Below are 24,980 nucleotides of genomic sequence, written 5' to 3' on the forward strand. Positions count from 1 at the left end.
AGGTTTTGGAGGTTCAAATGAGTGTGGCTGACATTAAAAAGGGCGTCGACCAGAAGATGCAGCGGTCGATCGAAGCATTCAAGGCCGATCTCGCCAAGATCCGCACGGGCCGTGCGCACACCGGTCTGCTCGATCACATCCAGGTCGACTACTACGGCTCGAACGTGCCCATCTCGCAAGTCGCGAACATGACGCTCGTCGATGCCCGCACGATCGGCGTGCAGCCGTGGGAAAAGAAAATGGTGCCGGTCGTCGAGAAGGCGATCCGCGAGTCAGATCTCGGCCTGAACCCGGCGACGCAGGGCGACCTGATCCGCGTGCCGATGCCCGCGCTGACCGAAGAGCGCCGCCGCGAACTGACGAAAGTCGTGAAGAGCGAAGGCGAATCCGCGAAGATCGCCGTGCGCAACCTGCGCCGCGACGCGAACGAGCAACTGAAGAAGCTGGTGAAGGACAAGGAAATCTCGGAAGACGACGAGCGCCGCGCAAGCGATGACGTTCAGAAGTTCACCGACAAGTTCGTCGCCGAAATCGACAAGCTCGTTCAGACCAAAGAAGCCGAAATCATGACGGTGTGAGGCCGTAAGCGGTCTTGCCAGCTTTGGCTTTCACGACCCAGGGCTGGCGTTTCACATCCTGTCGATAACAAGATTCAGCGGCCATGACCTATACCAGCTCTACCGTTACCGTGCCCGATGTCGCGGCTGTCCCGCGCCACGTCGCGATCATCATGGACGGCAATGGCCGTTGGGCGACCGAGCGGCGTTTGCCGCGCGTCGCCGGTCATACGCGCGGCGTCGATGCGGTGCGCGCCACCGTCGAAAGCTGCGCGCGGCGCGGCGTCCAGTTCGTCACGCTGTTCGCGTTCAGTTCGGAAAACTGGCGTCGTCCAACCGACGAAGTGTCGTTCCTGATGCGCCTGTTCGTGACCGCGCTCGAGCGCGAGATCGGCAAGCTGCACGCGAACGGCATCCGCCTGCGCGTCGTCGGCGACGTGTCCATGTTCGACGACCGCATCCGCGCGCTCATCCAGCGCGCTGAAACCAAGACCGCGCGCAACACGCGCCTGACGCTGACCATCGCCGCCAATTACGGCGGCCGCTGGGACATCATGCAGGCGACGAAGAAGCTCATCGCGCAATCGCTCGAACAGGGCGCGCCGGTGCGCGTCGACGACGAATCGTTCGCCGAGCATCTCGCGATGGCCTACGCGCCCGAGCCGGATCTCTTCATTCGTACGGGCGGCGAGCAGCGCATCAGCAATTTTCTGCTGTGGCAGCTCGCGTACACCGAGTTCTATTTCACCGATATCTACTGGCCCGATTTCGACGCCGACGCGCTCGACCGCGCGATCGCATCGTATGGCGGCCGTGAACGCCGCTTCGGACGCACGAGCGCGCAACTCGCTTCCCAATCGCAGAAGGCCGACACCCTTTCATGCTAAAGACCCGTGTCATCACGGCAATTGTCCTGCTCGCGGTCCTCGTGCCCGTCACGCTGTTCGCGCCCATCGGGGCGTTCGGGGCGCTGATCGGTTTCGTCGTCGTGTTCGCTGCGTGGGAGTGGGGGCGGCTGCTCAAGCTCAACGGCGCGGGGCCGGTCGCGTATGCCCTGGTCGCGGGGCTCGCGCTCATCTTCAGCACGTTTCTGGGCGTCGCGCCGAAGCCGCTCTTTCAGATGGCCGGGATTTTCTGGCTGCTTGCGGGGCCGTACGCGCTCGTTCGCAAGCCGGTGCTGGCGGGCGGCGCGTGGCGCGCGTTCCTGCTGTTCGGCGGGATCGTCGTGTTCGTCGCGTGCTGGCACGCGGTCGTCGCGGCGCGGACGCAGGGCGTGGCGTTCGTGCTATCGCTTCTCCTAGTCGTCTGGCTGGCTGACATAGGCGCATACTTCGCCGGAAAAGCGCTCGGCCGTCACAAGCTCGCGCCGTCGATCAGTCCCGGAAAAACCTGGGAAGGCGCACTCGGCGGCTGGGTCGCCGTCATGGTGATCGGGTCGGTCGCCGCTGCCACCGGCGTCTACGCGCCGACCGTGTTCACCGCTTTGGTCGGACATCTCGGCTGGGACCGCGCGCTCGTCGCGCTGACCGTGTTGGTCGCGTTCAGCGTGGTCGGCGACCTGTTCGAATCGCTGATGAAGCGTCAGGCCGGTGTCAAGGATTCGAGCGGCCTGCTGCCGGGTCACGGCGGCGTCCTCGATCGCATCGACGCATTGTTGCCTGTATTGCCGATTGCCTTGCTGATGCTCGGCTGATCGGCCAGAGAAGATTTCATGCAAAAACGTCTTACATTGCTCGGCTCGACGGGCTCGATCGGCGATAGCACGCTCGACGTCGTCGCGCGGCATCCGGACCGGTTCTCGGTCTACGCGCTCACCGCTCACCGCAACGGCGACAAGCTCGTCGCGCAATGCCTGCGCTTCGCGCCGGAAGTGGCCGTCGTCGGCGATGCGGAAACCGCCGCGCGCGTGGCCGCCGCGTTGCGCGCCGCCGGTAGCAAGACCGAGGTGCTGCACGGCCCGGACGCGCTCGTCGACGTGGCGCGCGCCGCCCAGTGCGATACGGTCGTCGCGGCGATCGTCGGCGCGGCGGGACTTGCGCCCACGCTGGCCGCCGCGCGCGCCGGCAAGCGCATCCTGCTTGCGAACAAGGAAGCGCTCGTCATGTCCGGCCAGATCTTCATGGACGCGGTCCGCGACAACGGCGCGATCCTGCTGCCGGTCGACAGCGAGCACAACGCCGTGTTCCAGTGCCTGCCGGTCTGCTCGGACAACGAGGCGCAACTGCACGGCGGCGTATCGAAGATCATTCTGACCGCATCGGGCGGGCCGTTCCGCACGCGCGAACCGGCGACGCTCGTCGACGTCACGCCCGACGAAGCCTGCAAGCACCCGAACTGGGCGATGGGCCGCAAGATTTCCGTCGATTCCGCCACGATGATGAACAAGGGCCTCGAAGTGATCGAGGCGCACTGGCTCTTCAATCTGCCGGGCTCGCGTATCGAAGTGCTGATCCATCCGCAGAGCGTGATCCATTCGATGGTCTCCTACGCGGACGGCTCCGTGCTCGCCCAACTCGGCAATCCGGACATGCGCACGCCGATCGCGCATGCGCTCGCGTATCCGGAGCGCGTCGATTCCGGCGTCGCGCCGCTCGATCTCGCGCAGATCGCATCGCTCACGTTCGAAAAGCCGGATTTCGCGCGCTTTCCGTGTCTCGCGCTCGCCATCGAGGCGCTCGAAGCGGGCGGCATCGCGAGCGCGGCGTTGAATGCGGCGAACGAAATCGCCGTGGAAGCGTTCCTCGCGCGCCGCATCGGCTTCATGGCGATCGGCGGTGTAGTGGAGCGCGTGCTGAACGCCTTGCCGAACGCCAGCGCCGCGTCGCTCGACGACGTGCTCGCCGCCGATGCGAACGCGCGCCGTCTCGCGTCCGGTTTCGTTGCAGCGCTCACCGCGAGCGCGCCAGGCGCCGAACCCATCGCCCATTGAGGCCGTCATGAACTTCCTGACCGAAATCGTCGCCTTCGTCGTCGCGATAGGCGTGCTCGTCGTCGTCCACGAATTCGGTCATTACAGCGTCGCGCGAATGTGCGGCGTCAAGGTGCTGCGCTTCTCGGTCGGCTTCGGCAAGCCGCTCGTGCGCTGGGTCAGCAAGAAAACCGGCGTGGAATGGACGATCTCCGCGCTTCCGCTCGGCGGCTACGTCAAGATGCTCGACGAGCGCGAGACCGAAGGCACGATTCCGTCCGAAGACCTGCCGCGCGCGTTCAACCGGCAGCCGGTGCTGAAGCGCATTGCGATCGTCGCGGCGGGGCCGGCCGCCAACTTCCTGCTGGCGATTGCGCTGTTCGCGGCGGTGTTCGCGGGGGGCGTCACGGAGCCGCAGGCCATCGTTTCGACGCCGGCGCCCGAAAGCGCCGCTGCCCACGCAGGCTTCGAAGGCGGCGAGCAGATCGTCTCGTTGCGCGACTCGCAAGGCGGCGACACGCACGCCATCCGCTCGTGGTCGGATCTGCGCTGGAAGCTGCTGGATGCATCGTTCGATCATCGGAACATCGTGCTGACGGCGAAGACGCATGACGGCACGTTCGATTTCCCGTTGACGGTCTCGGGCATCACGGACGCCGACGCCGAGCAGGACTTCATGGACAAGCTCGGTTTCACGCCGGGCGGCGGCACGCTGACGGTCGCGGGCGTGGAAGCGGGCAGTGCCGCGCAGAAGAGCGGCCTCGTCGCCGGAGACAGGCTGCGCGCCATCGACGGCCGCCCGATCGACAGCGCGACGCGCTTCATCGACTACGTGAAGTCGCATGGCGGCAAGCCGGTGACGCTCGTCATCGAACGCGGCGACGGCAATCAAGCTAGGCGCGATACGGTGCAGATCGTGCCGGACGTGAAGCGCGATGCATCGACGGGCAAGGACATCGGCCGGATTGGTGCCGCGCTCGCCAATCAGCTGCCGACCGTGGACGTACGCTATGGTCCGTTCGAGAGCCTTCGCCTCGGCGTGAACCGCACGTGGGACATCAGTGTCTATTCGCTGCGGATGTTCGGGCGGATGATCGTCGGCGAAGCGTCGCTCAAGAACCTGTCGGGGCCGGTGACGATCGCGGATTACGCAGGCAAGAGCGCGCGCCTCGGCATGACGGCCTTCGTTTCCTTTTTGGCGCTCGTCAGTATCAGCCTCGGTGTGTTGAACTTGTTACCGATTCCGGTATTGGACGGTGGGCATCTGTTATATTATTTGGTTGAAGCCGTTACCGGCAAGGCGGTGTCCGATCGCTGGCAGCTGGTTCTGCAACGGGCGGGCCTCGTGTGCATCGTCGCTCTGTCGATGATCGCGCTGTTCAACGACCTGACTCGCCTGATCCGTTTTTGATCCATTTTGATAATCTCTGGCGGCGCGACAAGAGCGACCGCCGGAACGAATGCAGCTTTAAATACTGGGGAAGCACGTTGTTCAAACCTCATCGCTTTGTTCCTAAGTCGGCTGTGGCCGCGGCGCTCGCCGCAACGGGCATGGCGGCACACGCCACCACGCCGTTCGTCGTGCAGGATATCCGGATCGAAGGTCTCCAACGCATCGAGCCGGGCTCCGTGTTCAACTACCTGCCGATCAAGCAAGGCGACACGTTCTCCGACGACAAGGCCTCCGAAGCGATTCGCGCGCTGTATGCAACGGGCTTCTTCAACGACGTGCAGATCGCCACCGAGGGCAACGTGGTGGTCGTGCAGGTGCAGGAACGTCCGGCCATCTCGAACATCGAGTTCACCGGCCTGCATGAGTTCGACAAGGACACCATCACGAAGGCGCTGCGCTCGGTCGGTCTGTCGCAAGGCCGCTCCTACGACAAGTCGCTGCTGGACAAAGCGGAGCAGGAACTCAAGCGCCAGTACCTGACGCGCGGTTATTACGCGGCGGAAGTCACGACCACGGTCACGCCGGTCGACCGCAATCGCGTATCCATTCTGTTTTCGGTCGCCGAAGGCCCGAGCGCGAAGATTCGCCAGATCAACTTCGTCGGCAATCACGCGGTCAGTTCCGGCACCTTGCTCGGCGAAATGCAGTTGTCCACGCCGAACTGGTTCTCCTGGTACACGAAGAGCGATCTCTACGCGAAGGAAAAGCTGACCGGCGACCTGGAGAACGTGCGCTCGTACTATCTGAATCACGGCTATCTCGAATTCAGCATCGACTCGACACAGGTGTCGATTTCGCCGGACAAGAAGGACATGTACCTGACGGTCGCCGTGCATGAAGGCGAGCCGTACAAGGTCAGCAGCGTGAAACTGTCGGGCAATCTGCTCGACCGCGAAGCGGAACTCACCAAGCTGATCACGGTGAAGCCGGGTCAGTTGTTCTCCGCTGAAAAGCTGCAAGCAACCACCAAGGCGATCGTCGACAAGCTCGGCGAATACGGTTACGCGTTTGCGCAGGTCAACGCGCAGCCCGAAATCGATCAGACGCATCACACCGTCGCGCTCACGCTGAACGTCGAGCCGAGCCGCCGCGTATACGTGCGGCGCGTGAACATCGTCGGCAACACGCGCACCCGCGACGAAGTGGTGCGTCGCGAAATGCGCCAGCTCGAAAGCTCGTGGTTCGATTCGAGCCGCCTCGCGCTGTCGAAGGATCGCGTCAATCGTCTCGGCTACTTCACGGACGTGGACGTCACCACGACGCCGGTGGAAGGCACGAACGACCAGGTCGATGTGGACGTCAAGGTGGCCGAAAAGCCGACCGGCGCCATCACGCTGGGCGCGGGCTTCTCGTCGACGGACAAGGTGGTGCTCTCGGCGGGCGTGTCGCAGGACAACGTGTTCGGTTCGGGCACGAGCCTTTCGGTGAACGTCAACACCGCGAAGACGTACCGCACGCTGACCGTCACGCAGGTGGATCCGTACTTCACCATCGACGGCATCAAGCGCATTACCGACGCGTACTACCGCACGTATCAGCCGCTGTATTACTCGACGGATTCGAGCTTCAAGATCATCACGATGGGTGCGGACACGAAGTTCGGCATCCCGTTCTCGGAGCAGGACACGGTGTTCTTCGGCGTCGGCGCCGAACAGAACACGATGGACGTGGATGCGAGCACGCCGCAGTCGTATAAGAACTACGTTAAGGAATTCGGGCGCGTGGTGAACAACTACCCGCTCACGGTTGGCTGGTCGCGCGACAATCGCGACAGCGCGCTCGTGCCGAGCCGTGGTTACTACCTGCAGTCGAACGCGGAATACGGCACGCCGCTCGGCAACACGACGTACGCCAAGTTCGACGCGCAGTTCCAGTATTACTACTCGTTCGCGCGCGGCTTCGTGCTCGGCTTCAACCTGCAGGGCGGCTACGGCAAGGGCCTGCAAGGTCAGACGTACCCGATCTTCAAGAACTACTACGCGGGCGGTATCGGTTCGGTGCGTGGCTACTCGCCGAGCTCGCTGGGTCCGCGCGACGCGACCACGAACGATCCGATCGGCGGTTCGCGCATGGCAGTCGGCAATATCGAACTGACGTTCCCGCTGCCGGGCACCGGCTACGACCGCACGCTGCGTGTGTTCACGTTCCTCGATGCCGGTAACGTCTGGGGCGACCCGGGCCAGGGCGGCACGACCAACGGTGCGAACGGCCTGCGCTACGGCTATGGTGTGGGTCTCGCGTGGATTTCGCCGATCGGCCCGCTCAAGCTCTCGCTCGGCTTCCCGCTGCAGAAGCACGATGGCGACCAGTACCAGAAGTTCCAGTTCCAGATCGGTACGGCGTTCTAAGCGCGTCAAGCTCTCAGGAACAGGACTTCATTCATTTCGACGTAACGTGAGGAACACTTTGCGAACCGGTAAGCTCTCGAAACACATGGCGCTGGCTCTTGCGTTGTCGATGTTTCTCGGCCTCGGCGCGGGCGCGAAAGCGGACGCTCAGGAAGCGCGCATTGCAGCGGTGAATTCGGATCGCATCCTGCGCGAGTCGTCGGCTGCGAAGGCGGCCCAGTCGAAGCTGGAGCAGGAGTTCTCCAAGCGCGACAAGGCTCTGCAGGACATGGCGCAACGGCTCAAGTCGATGTCCGACAACATCGACAAGAACGGTCCGTCGATGGCGCCCACCGACCGCGCGGCGCGCCAGCGCGATCTCGCGCAACTCGACGCGGACTTTCAGCGCAAGCAGCGCGAATTCCGTGAAGACCTGAACCAGCGCCGCAACGAGGAACTCGCGGCGGTGCTGGATCGCGCGAACAAGGTCATCAAGCAGATCGCGGAACAGCAGCACTACGATCTGATCGTGCAGGAGGCGGTGTACGTGAGTCCGCGCATCGACATTACGGATCAGGTGCTGAAGGCGCTCGCCGCCACGAGCCAGACCGGCGGCGCGAGCCCGAACTGACGAGGAGTCTTCATACGCATGGCATCAGGCATGGCGATCACGCTCGACGAACTGGTCAAGCGCTTTGGCGGCGAAGTGGTGGGTCAGGGCGCGCATCGCGTCGAGGGCCTCGCGCCGCTCGACAAGGCCGGCCCGGCGCAACTCGCGTTTCTCGCGAACCAGAAGTATTTGCCGCAGGTCGAGACGACCCGCGCGGGCGCAGTGCTGATCTCGCAGGCTGACCTCGACAAGCTCGGGACGCCGCGTGAGGGCAGCAATTTCATCGTTACGCCGAATCCTTACGCTTACTTCGCGCGCGTGGCGCAGGCGTTCATCGAACTGTCCGCGCCGAAGGCACAGCCGGGCGTGCATCCGAGCGCGTACATCGATCCGGCCGCCAAGGTCGCGGCGAGCGCGGTGATCGGTCCGCACGTGACGGTGGAGGCGGGCGCGGTCGTCGGCGAGCGCGTGAAGCTGGACGCGGGCGTGTCCGTTGGCCGTGGCGTCAAGCTCGGCGACGACGTTCATCTGTATCCCCACGTCACCGTCTATCATGGCTGCAAGCTCGGCGCGCGCGTGATCGTGCATGCCGGCGCGGTGATCGGCGCGGACGGCTTCGGTTTTGCGCCGGACTTCGTCGGCGAGGGCGATGCCCGCACCGGAAGCTGGGTGAAGATTCCGCAGGTCGGCGCCGTGGATATCGGCGACGATGTGGAGATCGGCGCGAACACGACGATCGATCGCGGCGCAATGGCGGACACCGTCATCGAAGAATGCGTGAAGATAGACAATCTCGTGCAGATCGGCCATAACTGCCGCATCGGCGCGTACACGGTCATTGCCGGCTGCGCGGGCATCGCGGGCAGCACGAACATCGGCAAGCATTGCATGATCGGCGGGGCCGTGGGCATCGCGGGTCACGTGACGCTTGCGGACCATGTCATCGTCACGGCGCAGTCTGGCGTGTCGAAGTCGCTCAACAAGCCCGGCATGTACACGAGCGCGTTCCCGGCCGTGAGCCACGCGGACTGGAACAAGAGCGCCGCGCTGGTCCGCAACCTGGACAAGCTGCGCGATCGCATCAAGGCGCTGGAAGCGGCGCTGACCGAGAAAAAGACCGACGAAGCCTGACCGCCCGCCAGCACGCGCATCCGGCGTGCGGGCCGGTCGAAGCCACACGGCACAGCATCGTAGATTTCAAGCGGGCGTTGCGCGCCCGCGATCCATTTCCGCGCACGAGACGCGCGAGCAGAACGACCATGAGCACAGAAAAAATCAACCTCGACATCCACAAGATCCTCACGCTGCTGCCGCATCGGTATCCGATCCTGCTCGTGGACCGCGTGCTCGAACTCGAGCCGCACAAGAGCATCAAAGCGTTGAAGAACGTGACGATCAACGAGCCGTTTTTTCAGGGACATTTCCCGACGCGGCCCGTGATGCCCGGCGTGCTGATTCTCGAAGCGCTCGCGCAAACCGCCGCGCTGCTGACTTTCGCTGAAGAGCCGCACGATCCGACGACGACGCTGTACTACTTCGTCGGCATCGATGGCGCGCGCTTCAAGCGCGTGGTCGAACCGGGCGATCAACTGATCCTCAACGTCAACTTCGAGCGGTACATGCGAGGCATCTGGAAGTTCAAGGCACGCGCCGAAGTGGATGGCGTGACCGCCGCCGAAGCCGAACTCATGTGTACCGTGAAGAACACGGACGCCAGCGCGTGATCGTAGCGAACGAAGAGCGTACGACAACCAGCGTGGCGAAACACAGCATTCAGAGGCGAGGCGCATGACCATCATTCACCCCACCGCGATTATCGAGCCGGGCGCTCAGATCGACGGTTCCGTCGAGATCGGACCGTATGCGATCGTCGGTGCGAACGTCGTCATCGGCGCGGGCACGACCATCGGCTCGCATAGCGTGATCGAAGGGCATACGACGATCGGCCGCGACAACCGCATCGGCCATTACGCGTCCGTCGGCGGCCGGCCGCAGGACATGAAGTACAAGGACGAGCCGACGCGTCTGGAAATCGGCGACCGCAACACCATCCGCGAATTCACGACGCTGCATACCGGCACGGTGCAGGATCAGGGCCTGACTTCCATCGGCGACGATTGCTGGATCATGGCTTACGTGCACGTCGGCCACGACTGCCGGCTGGGCAACAACGTCATCATGTCGAGCAACGCGCAACTCGCGGGGCACGTCACGGTGGGCGATCACGCGATCGTCGGCGGCATGTCGGGCGTACACCAGTTCGTGCGAATCGGCGCGCATTCCATGCTGGGCGGCGCTTCCGCGCTCGTGCAGGACGTGCCGCCGTTCGTGATAGCCGCCGGCAACAAGGCGGAGCCGCACGGCATCAACGTTGAAGGCTTGCGCCGGCGCGGCTTCACGCCGGACGCCATTTCGGCGCTGCGCTCGGCGTATCGCATCGTCTACAAGAGCGGGCTGTCGCTCGAAGAGGCGAAGGCGCAACTGCGCGAACTGAGCGTGGCGGGCGGCGAGGGCGATGTGCCCGTCAAGGCGTTCACCGACTTCATCGCGGCGTCGCAGCGCGGCATCATCCGCTGAACGCGCTTTTTCGATGACGCTGATCACCACTGCCCCGCGCATCGCGATGGTCGCGGGCGAGCCCTCCGGCGATTTGCTCGCGGCGTCGCTGCTGAACGGCCTGCAGGCGCTGTTGCCCGCCGGCACGCGGTATAGCGGCATCGGCGGACCGCGCATGACATCGGCGGGCTTCGAAGCGCACTGGCCGATGGACAAGCTCACCGTGCGCGGTTACGTCGAAGCGCTGCGGCATATTCCCGAAATTCTCGGCATTCGCAACGAACTCAAGCGCCAGTTGCTGGCGGAGCCGCCGTCGGTGTTCATCGGCGTCGATGCGCCCGATTTCAACTTCGGCTTGGAGCAGCCGCTGCGCGAGGCGGGTATTCCCACCGTGCATTTCGTGTGTCCGTCCATCTGGGCGTGGCGCGGCGGGCGCATCAAGAAGATCGTGAAGGCCGTCGATCACATGCTGTGCGTGTTTCCGTTCGAAACCGCGCTGATGCAGAAAGCGGGCGTGGCGTCGACCTATGTCGGCCATCCGCTCGCCGATGAAATTCCGCTCGAACCCGATGTCGCCGGCGCGCGGCGCGAGCTGGGCATCGCGGAAGGCGGTCCGGTGATCGCCGTGTTGCCGGGCAGCCGGCGCTCGGAGATCGCGCTGATCGGCCCGACATTCTTCGACGCCATGGAGCTCATGCAGCTTCGCGAGCCGGGCGTGCGCTTTCTGATGCCCGCCGCCAACCCGGCGCTGCGCGAACTGCTCCAGCCGCTCGTGGACGCGCATCCGCATCTGTCGCTCACGATCACCGATGGGCGCGCGCAAACCGCAATGACCGCCGCCGACGCCATCCTCGTGAAAAGCGGAACGGTGACGCTCGAAGCCGCGCTGCTCAAGAAGCCGATGGTCATCTCGTACAAGGTGCCCTGGCTCACGGGCCAGATCATGAAGCGGCAGGGTTACTTGCCTTACGTCGGCTTGCCGAACATTCTCGCGGGGCGGTTCGTCGTGCCAGAGATTCTTCAGCATTTCGCGACGCCCGAAGCGCTCGCCGACGCCACGCTGAAACAGTTGAACGACGACGCCAACCGCCGTACCCTGACGGAAATCTTCACGGACATGCACATTGCGCTGCGGCAGAACACGTCGCAGCGGGCGGCCGAGGCCGTCGCGCGAGTGCTGGAAACACGAGGGGCGCGGTAATGGCGCGTCAGGCCAGTCAGCAAAAAACGCAAGGCGGGCTGGATTTCAGTTCGCCGTTCGACATCATCTGCGGTGTCGATGAAGCCGGGCGCGGTCCGCTCGCCGGACCGGTCGTGGCCGCAGCCGTTATCTTCGATCCGGCCAAACCCCGAATCAACGGCCTCGACGACTCCAAAGCGCTGACCGCCAAGAGGCGCGAAGAGCTGTACGAGAAGATCGTCGATCGCGCGCTGGCGTTCTGCATTGCGTCGGCGAGCGTCGAAGAGATCGACACCATCAACATCCTGCACGCGACGATGCTCGCGATGAAGCGCGCGGTCGAGGGTCTCGGCGTGGCGCCGACGCTCGTCAAGGTCGACGGCAACCGCTGCCCGACGTTGTCGATTCGCAGCGAAGCCGTGATCGGCGGCGACGCGCTCGTCAAGCAGATTTCGGCGGCATCCATTCTCGCGAAGGTCACACGCGACCGCATGCTGGTCGAGTTGCACGAGACGTTTCCGGTGTACGGTTTCGCGACGCATTCCGGATACGGCACGCCGCAGCATCTCAAGGCGCTGCGCGAGCATGGGCCGTGCGAGCATCATCGCCGGTCGTTCGCGCCGGTGCGCGAGGCGCATGCGCTCTTCTTCGGTTCGGTGCTGCCGGAGATCGCGCCGGAAGTGCTGCACGCCGCCGAGACGCTCGACGGCGACTCCGACGCGCTCGCATTCTGACGTTCCGACCGCGGCTCAATCAACGTGAAATCCATCACTTCGCGGGACAATCCGCTCTATAAGCGCCTGAAGGCGCTCGCCGGCTCCACCGCGCAGCAGCGCCGAAGCGGCCATGCGCTGCTCGAAGGCCTGCACCTCGCGTCTGCTTTTCTCGATACAGCCGGCCAGCCGGAAACCTGTGTCGTCACCGAAGGCGCGCTCACGCATGCGGAGGCGCGCGATATCGTGGCGCGTATCGAGGAAAGGCGGGTGGTCGTTTTGCCGGATGCGCTCTTCGGCCAGCTTTCGAGCGTCGTGCATGGCGTCGGCATGTTGCTGCTGGTCGAGAAGATCGACGCGGCCTTGCCCGAGCGCGTGCGCGAAACCTGCGTGATTCTCGACGGCCTTCAGGACGCGGGCAATGTCGGCTCCATTCTTCGCAGCGCCGCCGCCGCCGGCATCACGCGCGTGTTCTGCGCGCCGGGGACGGCGTATGCGTGGTCGGCCAAGGTGCTGCGCTCGGGCATGGGCGCCCACTTCCTGCTAGATATCTACGAGGAGGCCGAGCCGTCCGATCTCATCGCGCGGCTCGACGTGCCGGTCACCATCACGGATTCGCATGGCGCCGTGGCCATCTACGATTGCGATCTCTCGACGCCGCTCGCGTGGGTCTTCGGCAACGAAGGCGCGGGCGTGTCGCAGGTATGGCGCGATGCCGTGACGCATCGCGTGACCATTCCACAGCCGGGCGGCATGGAATCGCTGAACGTGGCGGCTGCGGCGGCGATCTGTCTCTTCGAGCAATGCCGCCAGCAGCGCGGTTGACGCTTCGTCAATAGTACGACGGCCGCTCCGGCTTGATTTCCTGCAGGATCGTCGTGGCGATTTCCTCGATCGACTTGTGTGTCGACGAGAGCCACTTGATGCCTTCGCGCTTCATCATGCTTTCCGCTTCGTTGATCTCGTAGCGGCAATTCTCCAGCGCGGCGTACTTGCTGCCGGGCCGCCGTTCGTTGCGGATTTCCGCGAGCCGCTGCGGATCGATGGACAGCCCGAACATCTTTTCGCGATGATCCAAAAGCGGCGTCGGCAGCTTGCCGCGCTCGAAGTCTTCCGGAATCAGCGGATAGTTCGCCGCCTTTACACCATATTGCATTGCCAGATAGAGGCTCGTCGGCGTCTTGCCGCTGCGCGATACGCCGACCAGGATCACATCCGCTTCGGTGAGGTTGCGGTTCGACTGGCCGTCGTCGTGCGCGAGCGAGAAGTTGATCGCCTCGATGCGGTTCTTGTACTCCTCGGTATCGGCGTTCTGGTGAACGCGGCCCATCGCGTGCGTCGACTTGATCTCGAATTCGTGTTCGAGCGGCTCGATGAACGTCTGGAACATGTCGAGCACGAGCGCGTTGCAGCGCTTGACGATCTCGTTCGATTCGCTGTCGACGAGCGTCGTGAAGACGATCGGCCGCCGCCCGTCGAGCGAAACGGCTTCGTTGATCTTCTCGACGGTGGCGTGCGCCTTGTCGATGGAATCGACGAACGGCACGCGCACGAGCCGGAATTTTTGGTCGAACTGGGCGAGGATCGAATGCGCGAAGGTTTCGGCAGTGATCCCAGTACCGTCGGAAACGATGAATACGGAAGGCGGCATCGGCGGGTGATCAGAAGGGAACGAGTTGCATGGAGAGCGCTCAAACGGTGACGCCAGCGACACGGCGTTCCGGCGAGACCCTGTGTTACATTGGTCGGCCCGTGCGTGCGCGTGTTCATGTGCGCGGGCGAACCCTGAGGCGTCAAACACCTCGATTTTGCCGTGGAATTACTGTCCCTGCCGAGACAAATTTGATAATCGGCACGGTAGAATAGCGGCAACCTGTTCGATAAGCAATTGCGGACAATTTGAACCGGATTTTCGTCGAATCGCGGGTATTTCATGGATTTTGCGGTAGAAAACCCATGATTTCGAGCACATTCGGCCGGCCGCTTCATTCGTTTCTTTCGCTTCGCGCGGCAATCGCGCGGGCGCATGACTTCCGCGAAGGCTTATCAAACAGGTTGTACGAGATGCGGCGGCGCTTTCCAATGAGCGCCGCCGCATGCGAGCCCACTCGTGCGATCGTGAATTCCATCCACCTTAGGGGCTTGTATGACTAACGCAGTCAATGTTGCGAACGATGTCGCAAAGGATCAGGCGTATGTAGTTCCATTCGAGCAGTTGCGAATGACCGACGTGGAAATCGTCGGTGGCAAGAATGCGTCGCTCGGCGAAATGATCAGCCAGCTTTCCGAAGCCGGCGTCAGCGTGCCGACGGGCTTTGCCACGACCGCGCTCGCATTCCGCGACTTCCTGCAGCATAACGACCTGACCGACCGCATCGCCAAACGTCTCGAAACGCTCGACGTCGACGACGTGAAGTCGCTTGCCGAAGCGGGCAAGGAAATCCGCCAGTGGATCGTCGACGCGCCGCTGCAGCCGCGTCTCGAAGACGAGATCCGCCGTCAATTCGAAGTCCTGCAAAAGGGCTCGCCCGAAGAGCTTTCGTTCGCCGTGCGTTCGTCCGCGACCGCCGAGGACTTGCCCGACGCATCGTTCGCGGGCCAGCAGGAAAGCTATCTGAACGTGGTCGGCATCGAGGACGTCCTCGATCGCATGAAGCACGTGTTCGCGTCGCTTTATAACGACCGCGCCATTTCTTATCGCGTCCACAAGGGCTTCACGCATGCTGAAGTCGCGTTGTCGGCGGGCGTGCAGCGCATGGTGCGCTCGGACGTCGGCGCGGCCGGCGTCATGTTCACCATCGACACGGAATCGGGCTTCAAGGAAACCGTGTTCATCACGTCGAGCTACGGCCTGGGTGAAACGGTCGTGCAGGGCGCGGTGAATCCGGACGAATTCCACGTCTTCAAGACCACGCTCGCGCAGGACAAGTATCCGATCATCCGCCGTTCCATCGGCTCGAAGCTCATCAAGATGGAGTTCACGCAGCCGGGCGAGCCGGGCCGCGTGAAGACCGTCGACGTGCCGCACGAGCAGCGCAACCGCTTCTCGATCTCGGACGAAGACGTGATCGAACTGGCGAAGTACGCGGTGATCATCGAGAAGCATTATCAGCGTCCGATGGACATCGAGTGGGGCAAGGACGGCCGCGACGGCAAGCTGTTCATCCTCCAGGCGCGTCCCGAAACGGTGAAAAGCCAGGCAGCCGGCAAGGCCGAGATGCGCTTCAAGCTCAAGGGCCAGTCGAACGTCATTGCAACCGGCCGCGCGATCGGCCAGAAGATCGGCGCGGGCCCCGTGCGCGTCATTCACGATCCGTCGGAGATGGAGCGCGTGCAGCCGGGCGACGTGCTGGTCGCCGACATGACCGATCCGAACTGGGAGCCGGTGATGAAGCGCGCATCGGCTATCGTGACGAATCGCGGCGGGCGCACCTGCCACGCGGCGATCATCGCGCGTGAGCTGGGCGTGCCGGCGGTGGTCGGCTGCGGCGACGCCACCGACGTGCTGAAGGACGGCGCGCTCGTCACCGTGTCGTGCGCGGAAGGCGACGAAGGCAAGATCTACGACGGCCTGCTCGAAACCGAAGTGACCGAAGTCCAGCGCGGCGAACTGCCTAAGATTCCGGTCAAGATCATGATGAACGTTGGCAACCCGCAACTCGCGTTCGACTTCGCGCAGTTGCCGAACGCGGGCGTCGGCCTCGCGCGGCTCGAGTTCATCATCAACAACAACATCGGCGTGCATCCGAAGGCGATTCTGGAGTACCCGAATGTCGATGCGGACCTCAAGAAGGCGGTCGAGAGCGTTGCGCGCGGTCACGCATCGCCGCGAGCGTTCTACGTCGACAAGCTGACGGAAGGTATCGCCACGATCGCGGCGGCGTTCTATCCGAAGCCCGTCATCGTGCGTCTGTCGGACTTCAAGTCGAACGAGTACAAGAAGCTGATCGGCGGTTCGCGCTACGAGCCGGACGAAGAGAATCCGATGCTCGGTTTCCGCGGCGCATCGCGTTATATCGCGGAAGACTTCGCCGAGGCGTTCCATATGGAATGCATCGCGCTGAAGAAGGTGCGCGAGGAGATGGGTCTCGACAACGTGCAGATCATGGTGCCGTTCGTGCGCACGCTGAAGCAGGCGGACCGCGTGGTCGAACTGCTGAAGAAGTTCGGTCTGGAGCGCGGCGTCAACGACCTCAAGCTCGTGATGATGTGCGAAGTGCCGTCCAACGCCATTCTCGCCGAGCAGTTCCTGGAGCGCTTCGACGGCTTCTCGATCGGCTCGAACGACCTGACGCAGTTGACGCTCGGCCTCGACCGCGATTCCGGCATGGAACTGCTCGCCGCCGACTTCGACGAGCGCGACGAAGCCGTGCAGTTCATGCTGAAGCGCGCCATCGAAACGTGTTTGCGCCTGAACAAGTACGTGGGCATTTGCGGGCAGGGGCCGTCGGATCATCCGGACCTCGCCGAGTGGCTGGCGAAGGAAGGCATCGAGTCGATGTCGCTGAATCCGGACACGATCATCGACACGTGGCAGCAACTCGCGAAGACCTTGTCAAAATGAGTGGTAATCGCGCCTTTCCGCTTGCTTACGCATAAGCGCGGCATGCTATAAAAAACACCCCGGACCTTTCCGGGGTGTTTTCGTTTGGAGACCCATGATGCTAACGGGCGGCTTGTTCTGGTGGGCCGCGGCGGGCGCCTTGATCGTCGCGGAGCTATTCACCGGCACGTTTTATCTGCTGATGATCGCGCTCGGCATGATCGCGGGCGGGATCGCGTTCGTGGCCGGTGCGCTGCCGCATGTGCAGATGGGCGCGGCGGCGGTCATCGCGCTGATCGCGGTCGTGGTGCTGCGGCGTTCGCGCTTCGGCAACTGGAAGCGGCGCAGCGATGCTTCGCATGATGCCGCCGTCAACCTCGATATCGGCGCGACCATCGAAGTCGATCAATGGCGCGACCGTCGCGCGCGGACGATGTATCGCGGCGCGCAATGGGACGTTGAGCTTGCGCCGGGCGAATCGGAAGGGGCGCGGCTTTATCGCATCACGGCGCTCGACGGCAATCGCCTCATCGTGGCGGCCAAACGCTAGCTTGATTAGGAGAAAAAGATGTCAATGTACTTCGCGCTGATTGTGCTCGTCATCGCGGTCGTGATCGTGTCCAAAACGGTGAAGATCGTTCCGCAGCAACACGCATGGGTGCTCGAGCGGCTCGGTCGCTATCACGCCACGCTCACGCCGGGGCTCAACATCGTGCTGCCGTTTGTGGATCGAATCGCGTACAAGCACGTGCTCAAGGAGATTCCGCTCGACGTGCCGAGTCAGGTCTGCATCACGCGCGACAACACGCAGTTGCAGGTGGACGGCGTGCTGTATTTTCAGGTTACGGATCCGATGAAGGCGTCGTATGGATCGAGCAATTTCGTGATCGCCATCACGCAGCTTTCGCAGACGACACTGCGCTCGGTCATCGGCAAACTGGAACTCGACAAGACGTTCGAGGAGCGCGAGTACATCAATCACAGCATCGTCAATGCGCTCGACGAAGCCGCGTCGAACTGGGGCGTGAAGGTGCTGCGCTACGAGATCAAAGACCTGACGCCGCCGAAGGAAATTCTTCACGCGATGCAGGCGCAGATCACGGCTGAGCGTGAGAAGCGCGCGCTGATCGCGGCATCGGAAGGGCGCAAGCAGGAGCAGATCAATCTGGCGTCGGGCGCGCGCGAGGCCGCCATCCAGAAGTCCGAGGGCGAGCGTCAGGCGGCGATCAATCAGGCGCAGGGCGAAGCAGCGGCGATTCTCGCGGTGGCTGAAGCCAACGCGCAGGCCATCGAGAAGATCGGGGCGGCGATCCAGACGACAGGCGGCATGGAAGCCGTCAACCTGAAGGTCGCGGAGCAGTATGTCGGCGCGTTCGGGAACATCGCGAAGTCCGGCAATACGCTGATCGTGCCGGGCAACATGTCGGATATGAGTTCGATGATCGCGTCGGCGCTCGCAATCGTGAAGGGCGAGGGCGGCGGAGTGATCCGGAAGAGTTGAAACAAGACGGGGCGCTCGTGAGCGCCCGTTTTCTCATCGCGTTGCCGTACGCATGAGACGGCCACGTTCGCGTTCCCAGTCGCGCTTCTTTTCCGTCTCGCGCTTGTCGTGCAGCTTCTTGCCCTTCGCGAGCCCGATCTCGCACTTCACGCGGCCTTCTTTGTAGTGAAAGTTGAGCGGCACGAGCGTATGACCGCGTTGCTCGACCTTGCCGATGAGCTTGTCGATCTGCTCGCGATGCAACAGCAGCTTGCGCGTGCGTACCGGATCGAGATTCGCGAACTTCGATGCTTCGGGCAGCGGGCTGATGTGCGTACCGATCAGAAACAGCTCGCCGTTCTTGATGACGACGTAACCTTCCTTGATCTGCGCGCGGCCTGCGCGCAGCGCCTTGACTTCCCAGCCTTCGAGCACGAGACCGGCCTCGTAGCGTTCCTCGATGAAGTAATCGAAGAATGCTTTTCTGTTGTCAATGATGCTCATGAATGGAAAGTGCCCAACTCGTTTAAAATCACGATTTTAGCAGCGCGCCGCCTGACAGACGAAGCCGTCTTCGCGGGCCGCACGCGCCGCCACCTTCTCAAGCCACCCGCTGCGCCCTTATGGCCGACGTCCAGAAAACCGTGTTGATCCGTCATTCGGCGGAAGAAATGTTCGACCTCGTCACCAATGTCGCCGATTACCCGAACTTCCTGCCGTGGTGCGGCGGCGTCGAAATCGGGCGTCATGACGAAAACGGCATGGAAGCGAAGATCGACATCAGCTTCAAGGGCATCAAGCAGCACTTCGCGACGCGCAACGTTCACAAGCGCCCGACGCATATCGACATGGAGTTTCTGAGCGGTCCGTTCAAGAAGTTCACGGGCTCCTGGCGCTTCACGCCGCTGCGCGCCGATGCCTGCAAGATCGAATTCGCGCTGCACTACGAGTTCGCCAACGTGATCCTCGAGAAGATCATCGGGCCGGTGTTCAGCCATATCGCGAACACCTTCGTCGATTCCTTCGTGAAGCGCGCCGACCAGCGCTACGGCAAGAAATGAACCTGCACGTCGATGTTTGCTACGGCCTGCCCGGCGGCGACAGTTTCTACGCGCACGTCGAACTCGGCGATGGCGCGACCGTGCGCGAAGCGATCGAGGCGAGTGGGGTGCTGAACGCACACCCGGAGATCGATCTGGCGGCGCAGAAAGTCGGCGTGTTCGGCAAGTTGAAGACGCTGGACGCGACGTTGGCGGACCTGGATCGCGTCGAGATTTACCGGCCGCTCAAGGTCGATCCGAAAATGGCGCGCCAACGACGCGTCGACAAGGCGCGCAAGGCGGGATCGATCGAAGGCCGCAAGTGGCAGTCGAAGGACTCGCGTTAATTCAGCGTTGATTCAGTGCGCCGGCGCTTCCTTCGCCGCGCCAGCCGGCTCGACTGCATGCTGCCGCACCGACCAGCTCACGCCCGCGAGCAGCAGCACAATAGCCAGCACTTCCGGCACGCGTGGCCATCGGCCGTCGTAGACAAAAGCGTAGAGCAGCGCGAAGAGCGTTTCGAACGCGATCATCTGACCGGAGAGCGTGAGCGGCAAGCGCTTCGCCGCCGCGTTCCACAGCATGTTGCCGAGCCACGATCCGCCCGTGGCGAGCGCCGCGCACACGATCCAGAAGATATGCCAGCGTGCGTCCGGCACCGCCGCCTGCACCGTCCCGGCAGGAAGCATCCAGACGATCGCGCCGAGCGCCGCCCCGAGCACGCCCGTGACGATGCCCCACAGCACGGACCACTCATTGCCGTCGAAGTGATGATTCGCCTGCAAATAGCGCGCGTTGACGACCGCGTACCACGTCCACGACGCCAGCGCGCCGACCGCGCACGCGAGCCCGGCCATGCGCGTTAGCACGCTCGTGGCGGGTGCATCGCCGGCATGCGTGGCGGCGCCGCTGAGCACATCGCGGAATACGTCGAAGTTGATGCACGCGATTCCTGCGACCACGAGCAGCAGCGGCGCCACGAGGCGCTTCAGTTCGACCGCGCCGTGATCGCGTCTTCCGGCGAGCGTGACCGTCACCGGCAGAATGCCGACGATCAGCGACGACGGCGCCACGCCCACGAGCTGCACCGCGCTCGCAAGCAGCATGTAGTAGAGCAGGTTGCCGACGAGCGCGAGCTTCACGAGCGCGACGAGATCCGCGCGGGTCAGCTTGGCAAGGAGCCTGCGCGCGAACGGTAACGCGACGGCCACCGATACCGCGCCGTACATCAGATAACGCCCGATGCTCAGCATCAGCGGCGAAAAATCCGGCAGAAGGCGCGGCGCGAGAAAGATGAAACCCCAGATGGCTCCCGCCAGCATTCCGTACATCACACCGCGCTGCATTACCCGACTCCTGCCTTGATCCGATCGACGGCGGAGGTTACATGCGTCACCGGGCGGGCGTCTTGTCGAAACGTGCACCGCGAGCGGGCGGAAAACTGGCCCGATCTTTGCACGGAGATGACGTAACCTGCTGTCCAGACAGTGAAAACCCGGGGAACTATCGGTATAATCTGCTTTTGCGCCCATAGGATTTGCCATGCGTCTGATCCAGAAAGCACTCACGTTCGATGACGTGCTCCTCGTGCCCGCGTTCTCCAGCGTTCTCCCGCGCGACACCAGCCTGAAATCCCAGCTGACTCGCAACATCTCCCTGAACATGCCCCTCGTGTCCGCCGCCATGGACACGGTCACCGAAGGCCGGCTCGCCATTGCAATGGCGCAGATGGGCGGCATCGGCATCGTCCACAAGAATCTCACCGCAAAGGAACAGGCGCGCGAAGTCGCGAAGGTGAAGCGCTTCGAATCGGGCGTCGTGCGCGATCCGATCACCGTGCCGCCGCAAATGCGCGTGCGCGACGTGATCGCGTTGACGCAGCAACACGGCATTTCCGGCTTCCCGGTGGTGGAAGGCGCGCAACTCATCGGCATCGTGACGAACCGCGACCTGCGCTTCGAAGAGCGTCTGGATGAGCCGGTGCGCAACATCATGACGCCGCGCGAGCGCCTCGTGACGGTCAAGGAAGGCACGTCGCTCGCCGAAGCGAAGGCGCTGATGCATAGCCATCGCCTGGAACGCGTGCTCGTGGTCAACGACGCGTTCGAACTGCGCGGCCTGATGACCGTGAAGGACATCACGAAGCAGACCGAGAACCCGGACGCGTGCAAGGACGAAGACGGCAAGCTGCGCGTGGGCGCGGCAGTGGGCGTGGGTCCGGACAATGAAGAGCGCGTGGATCTGCTCGCGCAGGCAGGCGTCGACGTGATCGTGGTCGATACCGCGCACGGCCACAGCCAGGGCGTGCTGGAGCGCGTGCGCTGGGTCAAGCAGAACTATCCGCGGGTGCAGGTCATCGGCGGCAATATCGCGACGGCGGCGGCCGCGAAGGCGCTCGTCGAATACGGCGCGGATGCGGTGAAGGTCGGCATCGGTCCCGGCTCCATCTGCACGACGCGGATCGTCGCCGGCGTGGGCGTGCCGCAGATCACCGCGATCGCCAACGTGTCGGAAGCGCTGCGCGGCAGCGGCGTGCCGTGTATCGCGGACGGCGGCGTGCGCTTCTCGGGCGACGTCGCGAAGGCGCTCGCGGCGGGCGCGAACGTCGTCATGATGGGCAGCATGCTCGCGGGCACCGAAGAGTCGCCGGGCGACGTGTTCCTGTTCCAGGGCCGCCAGTACAAGGCGTATCGCGGCATGGGCTCGGTCGGCGCGATGAAGGACGGCGCGGCGGACCGCTACTTCCAGGACAACTCGGCGAACATCGACAAGCTCGTGCCGGAAGGCATCGAAGGCCGCGTGGCCTACAAGGGCTCGGTCAACGCGATCCTGTTCCAGGTCGTCGGCGGCGTGCGCGCGAGCATGGGCTATTGCGGCTGCCGCACTATCGCCGAACTGCACGAGAAGGCGGAATTCGTGCAGATCACGGCGGCCGGCATGCGTGAGTCGCACGTGCATGACGTGCAGATCACGAAGGAAGCGCCGAACTATCACGTCGATTGAAACGCGTCGAATAATGCATCGATAACCCCGGTGGAACCATCATGAAACCGTTGCTGCGCGTCGTGCTGGTCGTCAATGCCCTGATTTTCGTGGTGTTCGGCGTGCTGTTCCTGCTGACGCCCTGGGCAGGACTGTACGACGCGTTGCAGATCGGCGCGATGCGCATCGCGCCCGCGTTCGCGGGGCAGTTGCTCGGCATCGCGCTGATCGGGTTCTCGTGGATTTCGCTGCACGCGGCCATCGACGGCGCGCTGACCGCGGCGGCCGCGAAAGCGTCGGGTCACGTGCAGTGGCTGTCGGGCATCGTCGTGCTGGTCTGGCTGCTCGGATTGCGCACGCCGGAAGTCGGCGGCTTCGGGCAGGTGAGCGCCGCGCTCATCGGCATCGTGCTGTTGGTGCTCGGCTTGGGCAGTGTGCGGCTGGCATCGGCGGTACGGCGGCGCGAGCGCGCGGCGGCGGTGGGGGCGGCATCGGCGGAACGCGCGGAGAAGAAGGCCGCGCAAACGCGTGACGCGACGCGTCCGCCCGTCGTGACCGTGCCGACGCCGCCTGACACCGCGGTTCGTCCCACGGCGCGCGCGCCCGACGTCACCGGCATCGATCCGATCACCGGCCGCGCAGTCGATCCGGCCGGTCGCCCGGTGGATGGCGTCGCGCCCGCACCGGCGTCGCGCGTGCGAAGCGAAGCCGGCATGGTCGATCCGGTCACGGGCCGCACGCTCGATCCGCAAACAGGCCGCGAAATCGATCCGGTCACCGGAAAGCGCATCGATCCGGTGATCAGCGGCGATATCGATCCGGCGACGGGCCGGCGTGTCGATCCGCTGACGGGGCGCGTCGTTCCGGATCCGGCCAGCGGAGCGCCACGCTGAACGCGCGCACGCACCAGCAAAAGCCGCACGCAAGCGGCAAGCACAAGCACGGTCGGCCTTCGCGCCGGCCGTCGATTTATCTGGCGGAGAGGCGCGCACGCGCGCGGCTCTTCGGCCCACACCTCATTCGTTCACTTAGCCTTTGCCCGCAGCCATGCACGACAAAATCCTGATTCTCGATTTCGGCTCCCAAGTCACCCAACTGATCGCCCGGCGCATCCGCGAGTCGCACGTCTACTCGGAAATCCATCCGTATGACGTCGACGAGGCGTTCATCCGCGAATTCGCGCCGAAGGGCATCATCCTGTCGGGCGGACCGAATTCGGTCACCGAGGCGAAGTCGCCGCGCGCGCCGCAAATCGTCTTCGATCTGGGCGTGCCGGTGCTCGGCATCTGCTACGGCATGCAGACGATGGCCGACCAGCTCGGCGGCAAGGTCGAGCTCGGCAAGGTGCGCGAATTCGGCTATGCGGAAGTGCAGGCGCTGAATCACACGGGCTTTCTGGAAGGCATCGAAGATTTTCGCAACGCCGAAGGCGAGGCGATGTTCAAGGTCTGGATGAGCCACGGCGACAAGGTCGCGGACCTGCCGGCCGGTTTCAAGCTGATGGCCTCGACGCCCGCGTGCCCGATCGCCGCGATGGCCGACGACGATCGCCGCTTCTACGGCGTGCAATGGCATCCGGAAGTCACGCACACGGTGCAGGGCCGCGCGATGCTCGACCGCTTCGTGCTCGAACTCTGCGGCGCGAAGGCGGACTGGGAGATGGGCCATTACATCGATGAAGCCGTCGAAAAGATCCGCGCCCAAGTCGGCGACGAACACGTGATTCTCGGCCTCTCGGGTGGCGTGGATTCGTCGGTGGCGGCGGCGCTGTTGCATCGCGCGATCGGCGATCAACTGACGTGCGTGTTCGTTGATCACGGCCTTTTGCGTCAGAACGAAGCAGAGCAAGTGATGTCGACGTTCGCGGATCATCTGGGCGTGAAGGTCATTCACGTCGATGCCAGCGAAGCGTTCCTGTCGAAACTCGCGGGCGTGACGGATCCGGAAGCGAAGCGCAAGATCATCGGCGCCGAGTTCGTGGAAGTGTTTCACGCCGAGTCCGACAAGCTCACGGACGCGAAGTGGCTCGCGCAAGGCACGATCTATCCGGACGTGATCGAATCGGCGGGCAAGGGCAAGAAGGGCGCGCATACCATCAAGAGCCACCACAATGTCGGCGGATTGCCCGAGACGCTCAACCTGAAGCTGCTCGAACCGCTGCGCGAACTGTTCAAGGACGAAGTGCGCGAACTGGGCGTGAAGCTGGGTCTGCCGCCTGCGATGGTGTATCGCCATCCGTTCCCCGGTCCGGGCCTCGGCGTGCGCATTCTCGGCGAAGTGAAGCGCGAGTTCGCGGATCTCCTGCGCAAGGCCGATGCGATTTTCATCGAGACGCTGCGGGACACCATCGATCCGGAAACGGGCAAGTCGTGGTACGACCTGACGAGCCAGGCTTTCGCAGTGTTCCTGCCGGTGAAGAGCGTCGGCGTGATGGGCGATGGCCGCACGTATGAATACGTCGTCGCGCTGCGCGCGGTGCAAACGCTCGACTTCATGACGGCGCATTGGGCGCATCTGCCGCATGAGCTGCTGGGGCATGTGAGCAATCGCATTATCAATGAAGTACGTGGCGTGAATCGCGTGGTGTACGACATTTCGGGCAAGCCGCCGGCAACGATCGAGTGGGAGTGA

The 24,980-nt window shown here is 63.7% G+C and carries 24 protein-coding genes; 21 read left to right on the forward strand and 3 right to left on the reverse strand.

Annotation, left to right across the window (positions count from 1 at the left end):
- Positions 1 to 17: 17 nt before the first annotated feature.
- The 13 genes from frr (at position 18) to AWB72_RS23965 (ending at position 13,129) form a co-directional block, all read left to right on the forward strand.
- Positions 18 to 578, forward strand: coding sequence for a ribosome recycling factor (frr, locus tag AWB72_RS23905; RefSeq protein ID WP_035969503.1), 561 nt, complete (start codon positions 18 to 20; stop codon positions 576 to 578).
- An 83-nt stretch (positions 579 to 661) separates the two neighbouring features.
- On the forward strand, positions 662 to 1,444 hold the full coding sequence (uppS, locus tag AWB72_RS23910; protein WP_040049394.1) for a polyprenyl diphosphate synthase: 783 nt from the start codon (positions 662 to 664) through the stop codon (positions 1,442 to 1,444).
- Entirely contained in the window at positions 1,438 to 2,250 is an 813-nt protein-coding gene (locus AWB72_RS23915; protein ID WP_040049395.1) for a phosphatidate cytidylyltransferase, read from the forward strand. The genes uppS and AWB72_RS23915 overlap by 7 nt, the downstream gene beginning before the upstream one ends.
- Before the next feature lie 18 nt (positions 2,251 to 2,268).
- Positions 2,269 to 3,486: a 1-deoxy-D-xylulose-5-phosphate reductoisomerase gene (locus AWB72_RS23920; RefSeq protein ID WP_040049396.1), complete on the forward strand. Its 1,218-nt coding sequence runs from the start codon at positions 2,269 to 2,271 to the stop codon at positions 3,484 to 3,486.
- A gap of 7 nt (positions 3,487 to 3,493) precedes the next feature.
- Positions 3,494 to 4,876, forward strand: coding sequence for an RIP metalloprotease RseP (gene rseP / locus AWB72_RS23925; RefSeq protein WP_087128773.1), 1,383 nt, complete (start codon positions 3,494 to 3,496; stop codon positions 4,874 to 4,876).
- Between the two features lie 77 nt (positions 4,877 to 4,953).
- Entirely contained in the window at positions 4,954 to 7,266 is a 2,313-nt protein-coding gene (bamA, locus tag AWB72_RS23930) for an outer membrane protein assembly factor BamA (protein WP_040049533.1), read from the forward strand.
- An 85-nt stretch (positions 7,267 to 7,351) separates the two neighbouring features.
- Positions 7,352 to 7,876, forward strand: coding sequence for an OmpH/Skp family outer membrane protein (locus AWB72_RS23935; protein WP_040049398.1), 525 nt, complete (start codon positions 7,352 to 7,354; stop codon positions 7,874 to 7,876).
- Positions 7,877 to 7,906: 30 nt separating this feature from the next.
- Complete coding sequence (gene lpxD, locus AWB72_RS23940; protein WP_040049399.1) at positions 7,907 to 8,986, forward strand: UDP-3-O-(3-hydroxymyristoyl)glucosamine N-acyltransferase; 1,080 nt, start codon at positions 7,907 to 7,909, stop codon at positions 8,984 to 8,986.
- A 128-nt stretch (positions 8,987 to 9,114) separates the two neighbouring features.
- Positions 9,115 to 9,579, forward strand: coding sequence for a 3-hydroxyacyl-ACP dehydratase FabZ (fabZ, locus tag AWB72_RS23945; RefSeq protein WP_040049534.1), 465 nt, complete (start codon positions 9,115 to 9,117; stop codon positions 9,577 to 9,579).
- 64 nt (positions 9,580 to 9,643) lie between these two features.
- Entirely contained in the window at positions 9,644 to 10,432 is a 789-nt protein-coding gene (gene lpxA, locus AWB72_RS23950; RefSeq protein ID WP_040049400.1) for an acyl-ACP--UDP-N-acetylglucosamine O-acyltransferase, read from the forward strand.
- Positions 10,433 to 10,445: 13 nt separating this feature from the next.
- Positions 10,446 to 11,612, forward strand: coding sequence for a lipid-A-disaccharide synthase (gene lpxB, locus AWB72_RS23955; protein WP_040049401.1), 1,167 nt, complete (start codon positions 10,446 to 10,448; stop codon positions 11,610 to 11,612).
- A complete protein-coding gene (gene rnhB, locus AWB72_RS23960) occupies positions 11,612 to 12,325 on the forward strand; it encodes a ribonuclease HII (protein WP_040049402.1) in 714 nt (237 codons plus the stop codon). Before lpxB ends, rnhB begins: the two co-directional genes overlap by 1 nt.
- Positions 12,326 to 12,349: 24 nt before the next feature.
- Positions 12,350 to 13,129 carry a TrmH family RNA methyltransferase gene (locus AWB72_RS23965; protein ID WP_040049403.1) on the forward strand — a complete coding sequence of 260 codons (780 nt, stop codon included), beginning with the start codon at positions 12,350 to 12,352 and terminating at the stop codon, positions 13,127 to 13,129.
- Positions 13,130 to 13,136: 7 nt separating this feature from the next.
- Here the strand turns inward: AWB72_RS23965 and ppsR are convergent, their stop codons facing one another.
- Positions 13,137 to 13,955 carry a posphoenolpyruvate synthetase regulatory kinase/phosphorylase PpsR gene (gene ppsR / locus AWB72_RS23970; protein WP_040049404.1) on the reverse strand — a complete coding sequence of 273 codons (819 nt, stop codon included), beginning with the start codon at positions 13,953 to 13,955 and terminating at the stop codon, positions 13,137 to 13,139.
- A 495-nt stretch (positions 13,956 to 14,450) separates the two neighbouring features.
- Between ppsR and ppsA the strand changes: the two genes are divergently transcribed.
- The 3 genes from ppsA (at position 14,451) to AWB72_RS23985 (ending at position 18,348) form a co-directional block, all read left to right on the forward strand.
- Positions 14,451 to 16,868: a phosphoenolpyruvate synthase gene (gene ppsA / locus AWB72_RS23975; RefSeq protein WP_040049405.1), complete on the forward strand. Its 2,418-nt coding sequence runs from the start codon at positions 14,451 to 14,453 to the stop codon at positions 16,866 to 16,868.
- Positions 16,869 to 16,965: 97 nt separating this feature from the next.
- Entirely contained in the window at positions 16,966 to 17,397 is a 432-nt protein-coding gene (locus tag AWB72_RS23980; protein ID WP_040049535.1) for an NfeD family protein, read from the forward strand.
- A 24-nt stretch (positions 17,398 to 17,421) separates the two neighbouring features.
- A complete protein-coding gene (locus AWB72_RS23985; protein ID WP_087128779.1) occupies positions 17,422 to 18,348 on the forward strand; it encodes an SPFH domain-containing protein in 927 nt (308 codons plus the stop codon).
- Positions 18,349 to 18,381: 33 nt separating this feature from the next.
- On the opposite strand, the gene smpB is transcribed toward AWB72_RS23985, so the two are convergent.
- The gene (smpB, locus tag AWB72_RS23990; RefSeq protein ID WP_040049407.1) at positions 18,382 to 18,831 is read right to left on the reverse strand and encodes an SsrA-binding protein SmpB; all 450 of its coding nucleotides are present in this window, start codon (positions 18,829 to 18,831) and stop codon (positions 18,382 to 18,384) included.
- 119 nt (positions 18,832 to 18,950) lie between these two features.
- Between smpB and AWB72_RS23995 the strand changes: the two genes are divergently transcribed.
- Together AWB72_RS23995 and AWB72_RS24000 are read left to right on the forward strand one after the other, a co-directional pair.
- Positions 18,951 to 19,388: a type II toxin-antitoxin system RatA family toxin gene (locus tag AWB72_RS23995; RefSeq protein WP_087128774.1), complete on the forward strand. Its 438-nt coding sequence runs from the start codon at positions 18,951 to 18,953 to the stop codon at positions 19,386 to 19,388.
- Positions 19,385 to 19,714 carry an RnfH family protein gene (locus tag AWB72_RS24000; RefSeq protein WP_040049409.1) on the forward strand — a complete coding sequence of 110 codons (330 nt, stop codon included), beginning with the start codon at positions 19,385 to 19,387 and terminating at the stop codon, positions 19,712 to 19,714. Before AWB72_RS23995 ends, AWB72_RS24000 begins: the two co-directional genes overlap by 4 nt.
- A gap of 12 nt (positions 19,715 to 19,726) precedes the next feature.
- On the opposite strand, the gene AWB72_RS24005 is transcribed toward AWB72_RS24000, so the two are convergent.
- Positions 19,727 to 20,713, reverse strand: coding sequence for a DMT family transporter (locus AWB72_RS24005; protein ID WP_040049410.1), 987 nt, complete (start codon positions 20,711 to 20,713; stop codon positions 19,727 to 19,729).
- A gap of 196 nt (positions 20,714 to 20,909) precedes the next feature.
- Here AWB72_RS24005 and guaB point away from each other — a divergent pair, with 196 nt between their 5' ends.
- The 3 genes from guaB to guaA all read left to right on the forward strand — a co-directional run bounded on the left by guaB (position 20,910) and on the right by guaA (position 24,980).
- Complete coding sequence (gene guaB, locus AWB72_RS24010; RefSeq protein ID WP_040049411.1) at positions 20,910 to 22,370, forward strand: IMP dehydrogenase; 1,461 nt, start codon at positions 20,910 to 20,912, stop codon at positions 22,368 to 22,370.
- A 41-nt stretch (positions 22,371 to 22,411) separates the two neighbouring features.
- Positions 22,412 to 23,242 carry a hypothetical protein gene (locus tag AWB72_RS24015; protein WP_040049412.1) on the forward strand — a complete coding sequence of 277 codons (831 nt, stop codon included), beginning with the start codon at positions 22,412 to 22,414 and terminating at the stop codon, positions 23,240 to 23,242.
- A gap of 154 nt (positions 23,243 to 23,396) precedes the next feature.
- Positions 23,397 to 24,980 carry a glutamine-hydrolyzing GMP synthase gene (guaA, locus tag AWB72_RS24020; protein ID WP_040049413.1) on the forward strand — a complete coding sequence of 528 codons (1,584 nt, stop codon included), beginning with the start codon at positions 23,397 to 23,399 and terminating at the stop codon, positions 24,978 to 24,980.

This window comes from Caballeronia concitans (assembly GCF_001544615.1).
Lineage (GTDB): Bacteria > Pseudomonadota > Gammaproteobacteria > Burkholderiales > Burkholderiaceae > Caballeronia > Caballeronia concitans.

Coding starts and splice junctions, on each gene's coding strand:
- rseP (WP_087128773.1), top strand. CDS start 3,494: ATGAACTTCCTGACCGAAATCGTCGCCTTCGTCGTCGCGATAGGCGTG.
- smpB (WP_040049407.1), bottom strand. CDS start 18,831: ATGAGCATCATTGACAACAGAAAAGCATTCTTCGATTACTTCATCGAG.
- AWB72_RS23985 (WP_087128779.1), top strand. CDS start 17,422: ATGTACTTCGCGCTGATTGTGCTCGTCATCGCGGTCGTGATCGTGTCC.
- uppS (WP_040049394.1), top strand. CDS start 662: ATGACCTATACCAGCTCTACCGTTACCGTGCCCGATGTCGCGGCTGTC.
- rnhB (WP_040049402.1), top strand. CDS start 11,612: ATGGCGCGTCAGGCCAGTCAGCAAAAAACGCAAGGCGGGCTGGATTTC.
- AWB72_RS24015 (WP_040049412.1), top strand. CDS start 22,412: ATGAAACCGTTGCTGCGCGTCGTGCTGGTCGTCAATGCCCTGATTTTC.
- AWB72_RS23935 (WP_040049398.1), top strand. CDS start 7,352: ATGGCGCTGGCTCTTGCGTTGTCGATGTTTCTCGGCCTCGGCGCGGGC.
- guaB (WP_040049411.1), top strand. CDS start 20,910: ATGCGTCTGATCCAGAAAGCACTCACGTTCGATGACGTGCTCCTCGTG.
- AWB72_RS24005 (WP_040049410.1), bottom strand. CDS start 20,713: ATGCAGCGCGGTGTGATGTACGGAATGCTGGCGGGAGCCATCTGGGGT.
- lpxA (WP_040049400.1), top strand. CDS start 9,644: ATGACCATCATTCACCCCACCGCGATTATCGAGCCGGGCGCTCAGATC.
- guaA (WP_040049413.1), top strand. CDS start 23,397: ATGCACGACAAAATCCTGATTCTCGATTTCGGCTCCCAAGTCACCCAA.
- lpxD (WP_040049399.1), top strand. CDS start 7,907: ATGGCGATCACGCTCGACGAACTGGTCAAGCGCTTTGGCGGCGAAGTG.
- frr (WP_035969503.1), top strand. CDS start 18: ATGAGTGTGGCTGACATTAAAAAGGGCGTCGACCAGAAGATGCAGCGG.
- AWB72_RS24000 (WP_040049409.1), top strand. CDS start 19,385: ATGAACCTGCACGTCGATGTTTGCTACGGCCTGCCCGGCGGCGACAGT.
- AWB72_RS23980 (WP_040049535.1), top strand. CDS start 16,966: ATGCTAACGGGCGGCTTGTTCTGGTGGGCCGCGGCGGGCGCCTTGATC.
- AWB72_RS23920 (WP_040049396.1), top strand. CDS start 2,269: ATGCAAAAACGTCTTACATTGCTCGGCTCGACGGGCTCGATCGGCGAT.
- fabZ (WP_040049534.1), top strand. CDS start 9,115: ATGAGCACAGAAAAAATCAACCTCGACATCCACAAGATCCTCACGCTG.
- AWB72_RS23915 (WP_040049395.1), top strand. CDS start 1,438: ATGCTAAAGACCCGTGTCATCACGGCAATTGTCCTGCTCGCGGTCCTC.
- ppsA (WP_040049405.1), top strand. CDS start 14,451: ATGACTAACGCAGTCAATGTTGCGAACGATGTCGCAAAGGATCAGGCG.
- AWB72_RS23995 (WP_087128774.1), top strand. CDS start 18,951: ATGGCCGACGTCCAGAAAACCGTGTTGATCCGTCATTCGGCGGAAGAA.
- ppsR (WP_040049404.1), bottom strand. CDS start 13,955: ATGCCGCCTTCCGTATTCATCGTTTCCGACGGTACTGGGATCACTGCC.
- lpxB (WP_040049401.1), top strand. CDS start 10,446: ATGACGCTGATCACCACTGCCCCGCGCATCGCGATGGTCGCGGGCGAG.